General features: G+C 68.2%; 13 protein-coding genes. 8 read left to right on the top strand and 5 right to left on the bottom strand.

Going from position 1 to position 13941, the window contains the following annotated elements; genetic code table 11:
* The first annotated feature begins 454 nt into the window (after positions 1 to 454).
* Together OHU34_RS03395 and OHU34_RS03390 are read left to right on the top strand one after the other, a co-directional pair.
* A complete protein-coding gene (locus tag OHU34_RS03395) occupies positions 455 to 733 on the top strand; it encodes a hypothetical protein (protein WP_200840143.1) in 279 nt (92 codons plus the stop codon).
* A 145-nt stretch (positions 734 to 878) separates the two neighbouring features.
* A complete protein-coding gene (locus OHU34_RS03390; protein ID WP_142270655.1) occupies positions 879 to 1418 on the top strand; it encodes a hypothetical protein in 540 nt (179 codons plus the stop codon).
* 553 nt (positions 1419 to 1971) lie between these two features.
* Here the strand turns inward: OHU34_RS03390 and OHU34_RS03385 are convergent.
* Positions 1972 to 2601 (bottom strand): hypothetical protein, encoded by a 630-nt coding sequence (locus OHU34_RS03385; RefSeq protein WP_235034835.1) that lies wholly within the window; start codon positions 2599 to 2601, stop codon positions 1972 to 1974.
* A gap of 137 nt (positions 2602 to 2738) precedes the next feature.
* On the opposite strand from OHU34_RS03385, the gene OHU34_RS03380 reads away from it, so the two are divergent.
* Both OHU34_RS03380 and OHU34_RS03375 read left to right on the top strand, forming a co-directional pair.
* Positions 2739 to 3167, top strand: coding sequence for a DUF6153 family protein (locus tag OHU34_RS03380; protein WP_405764588.1), 429 nt, complete (start codon positions 2739 to 2741; stop codon positions 3165 to 3167).
* A 95-nt stretch (positions 3168 to 3262) separates the two neighbouring features.
* Positions 3263 to 4903 (top strand): multicopper oxidase family protein, encoded by a 1641-nt coding sequence (locus OHU34_RS03375; protein WP_405764585.1) that lies wholly within the window; start codon positions 3263 to 3265, stop codon positions 4901 to 4903.
* Positions 4904 to 4931: 28 nt separating this feature from the next.
* Here OHU34_RS03375 and OHU34_RS03370 read toward each other — a convergent pair whose 3' ends face one another.
* Positions 4932 to 5582 carry a TetR/AcrR family transcriptional regulator gene (locus OHU34_RS03370; protein WP_142270652.1) on the bottom strand — a complete coding sequence of 217 codons (651 nt, stop codon included), beginning with the start codon at positions 5580 to 5582 and terminating at the stop codon, positions 4932 to 4934.
* 411 nt (positions 5583 to 5993) lie between these two features.
* Here OHU34_RS03370 and OHU34_RS03365 point away from each other — a divergent pair, with 411 nt between their 5' ends.
* The 4 genes from OHU34_RS03365 (at position 5994) to OHU34_RS03350 (ending at position 9714) form a co-directional block, all read left to right on the top strand.
* Positions 5994 to 7430: an MFS transporter gene (locus tag OHU34_RS03365; RefSeq protein WP_142270651.1), complete on the top strand. Its 1437-nt coding sequence runs from the start codon at positions 5994 to 5996 to the stop codon at positions 7428 to 7430.
* A 273-nt stretch (positions 7431 to 7703) separates the two neighbouring features.
* On the top strand, positions 7704 to 8228 hold the full coding sequence (locus tag OHU34_RS03360; RefSeq protein WP_142270650.1) for a DUF4396 domain-containing protein: 525 nt from the start codon (positions 7704 to 7706) through the stop codon (positions 8226 to 8228).
* A 428-nt stretch (positions 8229 to 8656) separates the two neighbouring features.
* Entirely contained in the window at positions 8657 to 8950 is a 294-nt protein-coding gene (locus OHU34_RS03355) for a hypothetical protein (RefSeq protein ID WP_405764582.1), read from the top strand.
* A gap of 293 nt (positions 8951 to 9243) precedes the next feature.
* Positions 9244 to 9714, top strand: a complete 471-nt coding sequence (locus OHU34_RS03350) for a hypothetical protein (RefSeq protein ID WP_405764580.1) — start codon at positions 9244 to 9246, stop codon at positions 9712 to 9714.
* Positions 9715 to 10144: 430 nt separating this feature from the next.
* Here OHU34_RS03350 and OHU34_RS03345 read toward each other — a convergent pair whose 3' ends face one another.
* From OHU34_RS03345 to OHU34_RS03335, 3 genes are all read right to left on the bottom strand, one after another.
* The gene (locus OHU34_RS03345; protein WP_405764578.1) at positions 10145 to 10903 is read right to left on the bottom strand and encodes an ATP/GTP-binding protein; all 759 of its coding nucleotides are present in this window, start codon (positions 10901 to 10903) and stop codon (positions 10145 to 10147) included.
* A gap of 81 nt (positions 10904 to 10984) precedes the next feature.
* On the bottom strand, positions 10985 to 11437 hold the full coding sequence (locus OHU34_RS03340; protein WP_405764575.1) for a hypothetical protein: 453 nt from the start codon (positions 11435 to 11437) through the stop codon (positions 10985 to 10987).
* Between the two features lie 1365 nt (positions 11438 to 12802).
* Complete coding sequence (locus tag OHU34_RS03335) at positions 12803 to 13669, bottom strand: STAS domain-containing protein (protein ID WP_405764572.1); 867 nt, start codon at positions 13667 to 13669, stop codon at positions 12803 to 12805.
* Between the last annotated feature and the right edge of the window lie 272 nt (positions 13670 to 13941).

Genomic DNA, 13941 nt, shown 5'->3' with positions numbered 1-13941 from the left:
TCGCCTTCTGGGCAGGCGTATTCGATGGCTGCGAGCTGGTAGCTTCCTGGCCGCGCGAGATCTTGAATCCGTGTGCTGTGACGGATAGGGGAGTCGGTGACCTGCTGGTGGGGGCGCCGAGAACTGGTGCGGCCGGGACGGCGAGGTGCTTCGACACTCACCTGGGTCTGGTGAGTCGAGTGTCTGCCGGTTCGTGAAGGTGGTGCGCATCCTGCACCGGGGCCGACTTAGCTGCGCAACCTCGCCCGTCCGGTTCCACGGACGCCGATCGGCCTGCCCGGTTGGGCGACACAGCACCGCTGCTACTTCTCGTGAACAATCCCCGGCAGGCAAACGCTCAACTGCTGCTGAATCTCAGGCTCTGGTCCACTTTCTGCGGAGGCTCACGGATAGTGATGTCAGTGGTGTGTGGTGGGATGGCCGGACTCTGCCGTTGATCCGCTGGGAGGCCCTCGTGACGTCCTCGTACCCGTCCCTGAGTCACGCCTTGGCCGAGGCTTTGGTCGATGTCCTGTGGTTCATCGACGGCAGTGAAGACGAGCAGATGGACCAGGACGATGCGGTCAAGGTGATGGAGGGCGTCGCCCACGTGATCAGCACGCTGCCAAATGATCAGCAGCAGGAGCTGATCGCCCTGCTCGGGGAGATGGCAGCTGCCGAGACCAACCCCGCTCGCCGTGAGTTCCTGGAGGAGTTCCCGGAGGGCTTCGGGCTCATCGACGATCTGTCCTGAAAGATTTCAGCTTGGATAGGGGCATCGGGGACCCTGCTGCCCGGGTGCAGGTTGCTCCGGATCCACCCCGGCGACAGCTGAGCGGATCCGCAATTTCAGCTCAAATCGGGGGCAGTCCGCCAGGCTCACGCCGCAGAATCCGTTCATGCAGGTGTCTGTCGTCGCCATCATCGTGGCCTCTGTGAGCGCCCTGTTCACGGGGGCCAACATGCTGGTCTCCGTACTGAACTACCGGCGCACCCGGCCGCGGGTCCGTGTTCTCGTGACGTACAACATCATCGAGAGGAGGCGTGTCGCCTCACCCGACCAGGTCCGCAACCTCTTTCGAGTGCACGTCATCAACCGCAGCCAGACCGACACCACGATTACTGGCGTCCACCTCTACTGCCGGTACACGGTCAACTGGCGGACGCTCCGAGGTGAGTTCGCCCGCGTCACCGACGAGCCGGCTGAACTGACCGAGCCTGACGCCGACCTCGACTATGCGTTGCCAGCGTTCGGAGGACTCCGCTTCGAGACCGAGGACCTTTTGGATCGGCAGGAACTGCGCGGAAAGGCCCGCCCCGTTGCCATGACCATTGGAGTGACGCTCGCGGACGGCACTCAGGTGCGCGGGCGGTGGATCCGCGCACGTGAGCTGGACCGCAAGGGTGCGTGGGCGCAGCAGGCGGCACTCGACTCTTGAGAGTCCGCCCACCTCAGACGAACTTGTCGACCAGGCGGTCGTATACCGCAACATCGCGGCATGACCAGCACCTTGCAGCAAGAGCATCCCGATGCTGCCCTGACAAGTACCCCAGTGCTGTCGCAACTCGTGATCATCACCCGACCGTGGATCTGAGTGCCTCCCAAACCCGTGAACAACGGACGGCACTACTCGTGCATAAAGCCAGGCGGCCCGTCCGTAGAAGTGCGAAGCCCCACCCTTGACCAGGTGGAGCTTTCGTATCCTTGCTCACGCGGGGAGCAGTAACCGCTGACGCCCTACGTTGGGCCATCCCGGCCAGAGGCCGGGAGCAGGATGCGACGTTTTAGTTGTGCGGCCCATCCCCACTGAGAGGGGGAGCAGCCGGGCGTCCGGCGACGACCACTTTGGCACGCGCCACCGAAAGCCATCAGCCGAACGGCTGCGTAGCCCCGCGGGGATTCGGCCTCAACCAACATTGCACCTAGCGATGGATACCGGCCGCGACTTTGATCCAGGCGACAGCGCGCCGGGGCTGCTCCGCTGCCGGTGGTCAGTTGAGGACCTGGAGTTCCGCGAGAGGGATCAGGAGCTGGGTCTGGCGGGTTTCGGTGAGCTGGCCGGCCTGTCCACCGCCCCCTGTGGTGACCTGCCAGTCGATGGTCCAGGTCGACGTCGCGGTGACCCGGTAGCGGCCTCCGGCCTGGTCGGCGGAGGTCCGGCTGTAGGTGTGCCCGCACGTAGGAGAATCCGACTTGCCGGCCGCCGCGGTGTACGGCGTGCCGGGTCCGGCACACGTCACGGCAGCGCCGTCGCCCATCGCCCATACGATCTTGGAGACTTTCGCGGTCGCGGTGACCGTGACGCCGCCTGCCGATGCGCTCGCGGTGTTGGGCCCGTAGGTGGTCGGGCTCTGGTTGACCCACATCCACATCGGCATCCCGACCAGGTACCGCCCGGCTGCGCGTGGGCTGGCGATGTCCGCGACGACATTCCGCCCGGTGAACTCGCGACTTACTGCCTGCATGCCCTGGCCGCGGCCGGTGACCTGTCCTCCGAGGCTGCGGTGCGCCGCCTGGTCACGGTCACCCTGGCCGGGGTGCGGCCCGGCGCTGCCGATGATGCGGGGACTCCCCGGCATGCCGACGGCAGCGCACAGCCGCTGCACCCCCCAGGGCACCACTCCGCCCACGGTCCGCACTCGGCCAGTTCGTAAGCGACACCGTCGTCCGGCGGACCCGCTTCCCGGTTTCGCTGATCTACTCCTATACCCGTACGGGGTATAATGGGCGGTCCGCGATGTGAGTACGGACGCTGCTGATGACGGTACGAGAGTTGCCTGGGCCACAGACCGGCGGTACCGCCCGCTGGGTCCGCGGTGTGCTGGTCACGCTGTGCGCCGTCATCGCCGTATTGCTCCACCACGGGCTGTCCGACTCGCCGGTCACCGCGATGCCGACTGCACCGCATGTCATGTCGGGACCTGTCTCAGCCTCTGCCGCCCACCTCCACACGGGCTCGTCGGCAGCGGGCGTTGCCGTGCACGGTTTCGACGGCGCCTCCTGCCCTTCCATGGCCATGCAGCTCTGCATGGCTGCCGGCATCAATGGCGTACAGATCACCGCGCCGCCCGAGTCGGCAGCCCCGCCCGTCACGCCCCTGATCGCGGCGATCACGGGCGTGGGCACCGCACGCTCTGTGAATCGTGCGCCACCCGATCTGTCTCTCCTGTCTCAACTGCGCATATAGGCCGCGTCCCACGGCTTCCCGCGTCCCAGGACGTCGGCGAGCCGTGCCCGGACCACCCCCGACCGCCTCATGCGCATCGAGAAGAGGACCTTTTCGTGAACAGCATCAACCGTCGCTCCGTCCTGCTCGCCGGACTGGGCGCGGCCGGTACCGGCCTGCTCGCCGCCTGCAGCAACGACACCTTCAGTAGCCCCTCGCTTCTGAGCCCCTCCGGTTCCCAGGTCGCCCGCACGGAGAAGAAGCGGACCAGCACGGGCAGGGTGCACCGTCTCAACCTGACTGCCGCTCCCGGCATGCTCGACCTGGGCGGCGGCATCATGGCGAAGTCCTGGGCCTTCAGCGGCCGGGCCCCCGGCAAGGAGATCCGTATCTCGGCCGGCGACACCCTCGCCGCCGAACTGTCCAACCAGCTGCCCGGCCAGACCACGACCTCCCTCCACTGGCACGGCATCGCCCTGCGCAGCGACATGGACGGCGTACCGCCGCTCACCCAGACGGCGGTGCGAGCCGGGTCCACCTTCACGTACCGCTTCATCGCCGACGCGCCCGGCACGTACTTCTTCCACCCGCACGTGGGTGCCCAGCTCGACCGCGGCCTGTACGCGCCGCTGATCGTCGAGGACCCCAGGGAGCAGCTGTCCTACGACGACGAATGGGTCGTCGTCCTCGACGACTGGCTCGACGGTGTCACCGGCACGCCCGACGAAGCCTTCGCCGAACTCAGGCAGGGCATGGGCGGCATGGACATGGGCGGTTCCGGCGACGCCTCGACTCCCTCCGGTTCGGCCGGCTCATCCGGCCACGACATGGGGGACATGGGCGGGATGGAAATGAGCGGCTCCGGCATGGACGAGACGACGGCGTCGCCGTCTGCGTCCTCCGGCGACGGCATGCCGATGAAGTTCATGCTCATGGGCGCCACCAGCCAGTTGCTCGGCGGCGACGCGGGGGACGTGAAGTACCCGTACCACCTGGTCAATGGACGGGTGCCGACCGACCCGGCCGTCTATGCCGGCAGGCCGGGCAAGCGTGTCCGCCTGCGGATCATCAACGCGGGCGGCGACACCGCCTACCGGGTGGCGCTCGCCGGCCACAAGCTGACCATCACCCACACCGACGGCTTTCCCGTGGAGCACCAGCAGGTCGACGCACTGCTGATCGGCATGGGCGAGCGGTACGACGTCCTGGTCACCCTCGGCGACGGCGTCTTCCCGCTCGTTGCGCTCGCCGAGGGCAAGGACGCCACCGGCATGGCCCTGATGCGCACCGGAACGGGAAGCGCGCCGAAGCCGACCGTACGACCGGCCGAACTGGGCGGCCGGATCGTGACCGCCGCGCAGTTGCGCGCGGCCGGCGAGGCACGGCTGGAGGCGAGGAAGGCCGACCGGGTCCACCGCGTCGAACTGACCGGCAGCATGGCCAAGTACGACTGGGCCATCAACGGCAAGCGGTACGGCATGGCGGATCCGACCGCGAACCCGCTGCTGGTCGAAGAGGGCCAGCGCGTCCGGCTCGACTTCGTCAACACCACGGACATGTGGCACCCGATGCACCTGCACGGCCACACCTACCAGCTCGGCGGTACCGGTCCGCGCAAGGACACCACCATCGTGCTGCCCAAGAAGAAGGTGTCCGTCGTCTTCGACGCGGACAACCCCGGCCAGTGGATGCTGCACTGCCACAACGCCTACCACGGCGAGGCCGGGATGATGGCGCTCGTGGCCTACGGGTCCTGAACCTGCGGTTCCCGGTCCGGGGCCGGCCTCAGCGATTCCGCCCCGGACCGTAGTGCCCGAGGAACATGTCCACCCCGCTGACGATGAGGCGGTCCGTGAGGCTGTCCTCGATGTGGGTGCCGTAGGTGCTGAAGACCATGTGGGGGAAGACCAGTAGCGCGTAGAGCTGGATGATCGCGGTCTCCAGGTCGGGGATGACCAGCCGGCCCTGGTCCGCGAGTGTGCGCAGGGCGTCGGCCGCGGCCGGATGGTGACCCTCCGGCCCGTGGCCGTTCCAGGCCCTGCCGAGCTCGGGAAAGCGGTGCTGCTCGGCGGCGACCAGGTTACGCAGGGCGGCGACATCCTGGTTGGTGCTGACCGCGTGCACCCAGGTGCGGGCGGCGTCGATCAGGGCGGAGCGCAGGTCCTCCGCTTCCGGCAGCCCTTCGAGCGCGGCCGAGGAGGCGTGGCCGAGGGGTTCGTCGAGTGCGCTCGTGATGACCGCGGTGAACAGCGCTTCCTTGCTGCCGAAGTGGTTGTAGACGGTCACCTTGGACACGCCCGCCTCGGCGGCGATGGCGTCCATGCCGACACCGAAGCCGTCCCGCAGGAACAGCTCACGGGCCGCCCGGACGATGGCCTGCCGCTTCAGTTCCGCGCGGGGTCCGCTGGGGGGCTGTTTGACGCTGTCCACGCTCATGGGCCGATCCTAGCAATTGACTGAACTGAACAGTTGAGTTCATGTGTACTGAGCCGTACAGTTCAGTTTCGAGGGCTCACCCGTCTCCCTACCCCGTTGGACAGGAGGTCCGGCAGCCGCGACCTAACACCGTCTCAACCTGCCCCAAGGGCTCCACCGGCCACCGTGAGGTGTTGCGCACCTCGGCCGCCCTCAGCGTGAGCCTGCCTTAGATGGGCACGGTCGCCGCCGCGAGCCGAACGTCACCTGCCTGCCTGACGAGTAGGCCTTCGGCGGCGCCCTCGGAGGTGTTTCGCCGGCGGCCTGGCCCCGGCCAAGGCGCCACGGTCGACGCCACCGGGCTCGGCCACGCCGCCGCTCTCGTCTCCACCCATTTCCGTACCTCTTCCGCCCTCGCGACAAGGACGCGCCATGACCCACTCCGCAAGCCACACGCACCACGCGCCGGAACAACGCCATCACCCTGCGGCCGACCGCCGCCGCTGGGCGGCGCTGGCGCTCATCTGCGCCGCACAATTCATGCTGATCCTGGACGTCACCGTGGTGAACGTCGCGCTGCCCGACATGGCCGCCGACCTCCGCCTCAACCGGGAAACACTGACGTGGGTGGTCACGGCGTACACCTTGTGCTTCGGCGGACTGATGCTGCTCGGCGGCCGCCTCGCCGACGCCCTCGGCGCCCGCCGCACCCTCCTCGCCGGACTCGCCGTCTTCACTGCCGCCTCCCTGGTCACCGGACTCGCCGCAAACGCGGCGATGCTCCTGGGCGGACGGATCGCCCAAGGTGTCGGAGCCGCCCTCCTCTCACCCGCGGCACTGTCGATCGTCACCACCACCTTCCACGGCGCAGAACGCAACAAGGCGCTCGGCGTGTGGGCCGCGCTCGGCGGTTCGGGCGCGGCGGCAGGCGTCCTGATCGGCGGAGCGCTGACCGACGGCCCCGGCTGGCAATGGGTCTTCTATGTCAACGTCCCCATTGGACTCGCCCTCCTGGCGACTGTGCCGGCACTCATCCCCGCCCGTGCCCCGCAACCGGCCCGGCTCGACGTACCGGGCGCACTGCTCGTCACCGCGGGCACCGCCTCGCTCATCTACGGCCTGGTCGAGGCCGGCGACGCGGGCTGGAGCGGCACGGCCACACTCGCACCGCTGGCCGCCGCCGCCGCCCTGTACGCCGCTTTCGCCGTGGTCGAGCGGGTCGGCCCGGCCCCGCTCATGGACCTGCGGATGTTCACCCGGCGCCCGGTCCTGGCGGGTGCATTCCTGATGCTCATCGCCACCGCCCTGCTGATCGCGTACTTCTTCCTCGGCTCGGTCTACCTTCAGCACCTCCGCGGCTTCAGCCCCCTGAAGACCGGCCTGGTGTTCCTTCCCGCAGCCGTGGCCACCGGCCTCGGCGCCCACATCGCCTCCCGCCTCGTCGGCAGGATCGGCAGCCGCGCCGTCGCCATGACCGGTATGACAATCGCCGCCCTCGGATCTATGCCGCTGGCTCGGCTGTCCACCGAAGGCAGCGTGTACGCGGGCCTGATGCCCGGCTTCGTCGTGGCCTGCTTCGGCCTCGGCGCGGTCTTCGTCACCGCCACCACCACGGCACTGGGCATGGTGGACCAGCACGAGGCTGGCCTCGCCTCGGGGGTCGTCAACACGTTCCATGAAGTGGGCGGCTCGATCGGCGTCGCGGTCGTCTCCACGGTTGCCGCCTCAGGCATCGACTCCGGCTTCGTCGGCGGATTCACGGACGCCTTCACGGTCTGTGCCATCGCAGCGGCGGGAAGCGCCGCAGCGGCCCTGACCCTCGTACCGCGTGGCAAGCCGCAGATGAGCGGCGGGCCGCACGTGCACTGAGGCGCAGGCGCACACTGCGGAGAGCGGGAGCTGACCTGCTTCCGCTCTCTCCCTAACACCGCAGACCAGGCGCTTGCCGCAGGTGTTTTGAACCGAAAGCCATGCTCAAGGTCACCCAATGCCCTGCGCACCCACACAAGACGCCTGCGCGGAGGTCAGCCTCGCACAGCTGCGGCCGTCAGGCCCGCCTCGCTGGAATACCCCAGGGGGGTATACAGTTAATCGCTGTGCGGCTCCGAGAACGAGCCACACTCGACAGGATTGGGGAAGGTCATGGACCACAGCGCTCACCCCGCCGGCAGCGTGCACGACCACGCCGCCCACGAAGGTCACCACGGCCACGCAGAGCAGAACACGCATGCTGGGGCCTCCTGGGAAACCGCCGTCAAGGCAACCCTGCACTGCCTCACCGGATGCGCCATCGGCGAGATCCTCGGCATGGTCATCGGCACCGCCCTCATGTGGGGCAACGTGCCCACCATGATCCTGGCGATCGTGCTCGCGTTCGTCTTCGGCTACTCCTTCACCCTCTTCGCGGTACGCCGGGCCGGCCTGGACCTCAAAGCCGCCATCAAGGTGGCGCTGGCCGCCGACACCGTCTCGATCGCCGTGATGGAACTGGTCGACAACGGGATCATCGCCCTTGTCCCGGGCGCTATGGAGGCCCAACTGTCCGACGGGCTGTTCTGGTCCGCCCTGCTCGGAGGCTTCGCGATCGCCTTCCTAATCACTACCCCGGTCAACAAGTGGATGATCGGCCGCGGCAAGGGCCACGCCGTCGTCCACGCCCATCACTGACCATCAGCCGGACCGACACGAACCCTGCCGGGGCGCCCAGTTCGGCTTGAAGTGGACTGCTGCGTGAGCGAGGGGCTGGTTGCTGCCGACGACGTCGCAGCCGAGCTGCCTGCCAGGGTTAGGCCGTTGAGTCTCAGACAGGGGCGAACTCAGCTCCGCCTCAGCCGGCTCAAAGCAGACCCCGCTGTGCACCTATCCCTCGGCCGTGCTCCTGGTCAGCCTGCTCCTCAGTGCCCCCTCGGCTGGTCCTGGGCCGACCCGGTCGCCGCCCTCGCCATCAGGGAAGGACGCGACGTCTGCAGGACAAAGCCTGCTGCGCCCGACCTAGGTCTGACTGCGCCTGCTGCTCATGAACATCTCGTCGCAGGACGCCCCCACCACCGGCCGGGACACAGATACTGGCCGGGCGATCGACCAGCGGGGGCAACATGGACTGGACACTGGCGGGAGGGCTGGCCGCCGGCCTGCTAATCGTCACAGTGCCCCCGGTCGGTGTCTCCGGCGCGGTATTCCTCCTCCCCACCGTGCGGGAGGAGGAGATCCTGCGCGCGATCCGCCACTCCATCCGGGACCGCGGCGAGGCGCTGTCAGTGCGGCAGCTGGCGCGGGAGCACGGGCTGCGCAGCCCGGCGTCGGTGGCCTATCACCTGGTCAACCTGGAGGAGCGTGGGGCGCTGGTCCGCGACGGACGCAGCTGGCAGACCTGCCGCCTGACCGGCTGACGGGAATGGCGCGCGGGGCGCGCGGGTGCCGCAGTACCTGCCTTGTCGATGCCCGGGCGCGCGCGACTGACAGCCGTCGGACCTTGTGCCATGGCTGTTTGTGAATCTTGGAGTGCGTGGAGTGGGGCGGGGTGGGAGTTCACGCGCGTGTGCGCCCGCGCGAACGGCCATCGGGGTGGGCTGCGGTCCCATCCCTCCGGGGGGTTTGCCCAGTGGCCTGGCGAAGCGGCCTGACTCAACCCCTAGCGTACTCGTCGTAGTCATTCGACTACTTGGAGTGAGAGGGGATTGGGATGCTTTCCAAATGTGCGGGGCGCCTGGCGGTCGTTGCCTCAACGGTCCTGCTGCTGGCCGGCGGAGCGAGTGTCGGCGCGGCCCAGGCTCAGGCCCGGGCGGATGTAGGGCCCATCACGTACTCGATCGCGTTCTCCAACCCGCGGGAGAGCGACGACAACGACCTGCCCGAGCCCTATGGTGAAGTCGTCGTGAGGGCGCCGTGGGGCCAGCAGACCGCCTTGTGGGAGCACCCGGACCGAGACATCAACACCCCCACCCTGCCGCGCTATCCGCTGTTCGGCGGCGCCGAGCACCGGTACGTCCCCCACCCCGTCACTGAGGTGTGCGCCTTCGTGGGAGAGGACGACACCGGTATCAACGACGACGACATCCTCGCCGACGGCTGCGTGCCCTACACGGGCCCCGGCACGTACACCATCAGCGCCGAAGGCGGATCCGTGACCGTCACCGTCTACAACTTCGGCTGACCCTCAGTGCCCCGTTGTCCTGGAAGGCCTGTCCTTCCAGGACAACGGGCCGTCATCACCTTCAGCGAGGACGGGGCGGTCTGGTGTGAGTACGGCGAGGCTGTGGTGGCCGCATCAGCGGCGCAATCCTGTCGTGCCGACCCGAATGAGCCGGAGCCCGACGTCCCCGAACCCCGTCGTGGGATGTGCTTGGCTCTCGGGCATCAGCTCCGCAACGATTGCGCCCGAGCGGTCCGTGGAGCCGTCACCCTTCCCGGACCAAGTGGAGGCCGGTGAGGGCGATGACGGCACTCACCGGCCTCGAACCTAGGACACCGCGCAGGGGGAAAACGAGGCTGTGCTGCGGAGTTTCCCCGAACTCGATTCCCTCTGACGGATCAGCGTGCGGCCTGACGACGAGCACCGAAGACCGGGACTCAGCCCCCGGGAGTCAGTTAAGAACTTGGAGTTCCGCGAGAGGGATCAGGAGCTGGGTCTGCCGGGTTTGGGTGAGCTGCCCGGCCTGTGCCCCGCCCCCCGTGGTCACCTGCCAGTCGATCGTCCAGGTCGACGTCGCCGTGACACGGTAGCGGCCTCCCGCCTGGTCGGCGGAGGCCCGGGTGTAGGTGTGCCCGCACGTAGGAGAGTCCGACTTGCCCGCTGCTGCGGTGTACGGCGTGCCGGGTCCGGCACACGTCACGACAGCGCCGTCGCCCATCGCCCACACGATCTTCGAGACCTTCGCGGTCGCCGTGACCGTCACGCCGCCTGCCGACGCGCTCGCCGTGTTCGGCCCATAGGTCGTGGCGCTCTGGTTGACCCACACCCACATCGGCATCCCCACCAGATACTTCCCCGCGGCGCGGGGACTGGCGATGTCGGGTCCGGCCAGCTTCATGGAGTCGACAGCCCGCTGCGCCAGAACGGCCGGGTCAACTGCAGCCGCTGCGGGCGGCGGGTTGGCGAGCCACTGATTGCGCACCACGGTGTTGAGGCTGTCGAGGTAGTGGCAGGTCTGCTCGTAGACCGCGCCGTCGCCGGGTGTGTGGCCTTCCCAGTCCAGAGAAGCCGCCGGGGGCTGCGGTGCAAGCAGCTCGTACACACACGTCCACGGATTGCTGCCGGTGCCGCTCCCGCTGCCGCCCTGCGGCTCACTGCCCGCATGGCCCCGGGTGGTGTTGCCGGCCTGGCCAGGGTCGTCGGCCTCCACCTCGCAGATGTAGTCACCGCAGTCCACCCCGCTGCCGGGCCCGTCGGCGAGGGCGGTGGGTCCCGCGCTGAGGACGGCCGCTCACCCTCGGCGTCGTGCTGTCCAACTCGGTCTTGGTGCCACCGCATCCGAGAAGGTGACCTTCCCCAGGTAGATCCGGCCCTGCGCGTGCGCGCGCTGCGCATCGCTCTCAGCCTTCGATAACGTCTCGGACGCCGCGTATTGCTCCAGGCCCTTGGTGGTGCCGTTGCGGTCGGCGTAGAGCGCCTGCATCTCCTGCCAGAAGCCCCGGTAGACCGTCAACGCGGTCGCCTTCGCCTCGGCTTCCGGGTCCGCCGACGCTGTCGACACGGGCGCGGCCGACGCCGTGAGGGTGGGAGCGGTGGACTCCGTGGCGGTGGTGTCGTCTCCGCTGCTGCACCCGACCACGGCCACTGTCGCCGTAGCGCAGAGGACGGCTGCCAGAGCGGTGAGACGGGTGCGGGTGCGAAGTGCTCCGATGGCTAACGGTCCGGTGGTGGATTGTCTGGTCACGTTCCCTCTCCGTCATGACACGGGTGTGGTGCACGTGTGCAACCGCAAGGCTACGCATATGCCTGCCAACTTCCCAAGCAGCTACGGGAGTTCACGCCATACCCATCCGTACCCGGTCGGCCGGGCGCAGGACGGGAACCAGGCGGCGGTCGTGCGCAGCCGACCGACCGCCTGCGCAGCCGATAGCGCGATTGCAACCGGGTGGCTGCGCAATTCCCGGTCGCCGTTTGCGCAGGGCCGGCCGTGCTCAGCCGGCTCTCCTGCGTAGTAGGCGGGGCGGTGGCCGGGGTGCCTGGGTAAGGGTGTCTGCGCAATGGTTGCGCAACGCGCTGACCTGCGGTGGTCGGGCTTGTAATCGGGGTCCCGGACCACCGTGGTCGGGCCTGTGGTCGGGGGCATTGCACAGACCAACCCGGGTGCGCACTCGCCTGCTGCGCACCCGTCTACGGCGTCAGTGGTGCCATCCAGCGGACCCGGGCGCTCCGGGTCCCGTATGGGGCGCCCACCGCTCACGGCCGCAGACTAGTGACGCGTTCGCACTCCACGGCACCGCGCTTCACATCGGGCTCGGAGTCTAGCCAGTAGGCGTCCAGTAAAGCTGCAAACAGCGTTGTCACCGCGATCATCCACGACCTGGATAACGACTGATCATGGAATCAGAAACAGCCGCGCAGAGCCCGGTGCGCGTGACGCCCATGGGGTATGGCACGACGGCAGCCGTGCTCAGCCGGTCCTCTTGCCCAGTTGGCGGGGTGGTGGCGGGGCATCTGGGTCCGGGCGTCTGCGCAACGCGGTGACCTGCGGTGGTCGGGCCTGTGGTCGGGGCGTTGCACAGACCACGAACGACTGCGCAGTCGCCTGCTGCGCACCCGTCTACGGCACCAGCTGTTCCATCCAGCCGACCCGGTGCTCCGGGTCTCGTGCGGGGCGCCGCACGGTTGCAGCGGGTCTGGGCTCGAGGAGATCGGTCATGGGTACGGCGAGCACGGTCACCTCCCGCAGGAAGTGGGCCACCGCGTGGCCACGTCGGCCGCGTCTGAGGCACGCGCACGGGTTCGAAGGTGGCAGGTCCGCCCGAGCTCGAGGTTCCGCCGCGGGCTAACCCGCTGAGCACCGTCACGACAGTGACCATCCCGGACTACTGATTTCGGCGCTTCACGTCGGCCGCTGGTCCCGCGTCTGAGACTGCACTCTCTTCGCCTACTGGATGTTCCGCAGCCTGCGGTTCGGGTGTTGGTCCGTCAGCCGTATCAGCAGCGGTGTACGTACCTGTGGTGAGAGCAGGGCTGCTGTCGTGGCCAGGACGATTAGGGAGGCGCAGCCGGCCAGCGCCTGGCTGGTCCCAAGTGAGGATTTCGGCAGGCTTCACCTGTCCTCCTCGACCAAACGGAAGCCGCACGAGCCGCAGACCGTATGCCCGTCGGGTGCCGTCCGCTTGCACTGCGGGCAATGAAACGACGGCGGTCCGGCAGGGGGAACGGTGGGTGGAGGACTGGTCGGCCAAGCCCAACCGTCCCGCTGAAGCACCTCGAGAATCCGCATCCCTCCATGATGCTTCGCGGTGGTCGCAGAACGAGCACCATTTGATGGACCAGCGTCCCACGCTCGGGGTTCGAGACCTTGTGGTCCGGCCTGTGGTCGGGGCATTGCGCAGACCACGAACGATTGCGCATTCGCCTGCTGCGCACCGTCTATGGCGGGGCGTTTCTGAGCGCTGTGGTGGCGCAATCCTGGCTCTGGATTGCTGCTCCCGGCTTCGTGCTCATGTCTGTCGGCTACGGCATCAAGGGCGCCCACCGGCTCCGCGCTCGCTGCCGCTCCACGGCCTGATCCCGAAGAAAGACCTGAGGAGCAAGCAATTCGATCCGCACAGAACCTCTTCAGGAGGGGAAGGCGGGCCTCGATCGTGGCATACGTCGGCAGGAGGTCGGCCAGTCCGACCAAGTGCAGGAGCCGCTGCACGGGCGGGGCAACGTTGGCCAGGCGGATCCAGCCGTCGTGCTCCTGCGCGGCGCGGTGAGCATGGACAAGGAAGGAGACGCCGCTGCAGTCCATGAAGGTGACGTGTTCGAAGTCGATGACCGTGCGGGGTGCACATCGGTCGCCTGCGCCGCTGTCGAATGCCCAGCCGGCGAATGCCACGCTGCTGTAGTCGATCTCTCCGCTCAGTGTCAGGACGTGCACTCCGGATGCAGTGGTGTGCTGGGAGACAGCCAGATGGGATACGTGCATGTGAGCACCTCGTTCTTCCTCCGGCGTTCCACGCAACGGAGTCGGCGTCCTGACCCCACGCAAGCTCACAGCGCTTGCAACGTCAACAAAATTCGGGTTCGTATACCGCGCCGCTCCATGGGACGTGGCGGGCCGTGAAGGTAACGGATACGCCGTGGACGTGATCGTGTGGGACAGCGACCCCCGCCGTTCCCGCGGCCCGGGCCGCGGGAACGGCGGGGGTCGGCCAGCACGGCCTGGAGATCGTCAAAGCGGTCGCCCAGAATCTCGTC

Origin of the sequence: Streptomyces sp. NBC_00080, assembly GCF_045041255.1 — a bacterium.
GTDB classification, from domain to species: Bacteria; Actinomycetota; Actinomycetes; order Streptomycetales; family Streptomycetaceae; genus Streptomyces; species Streptomyces coriariae.
This window is presented reverse-complemented; position numbering and strand designations above follow the sequence as displayed.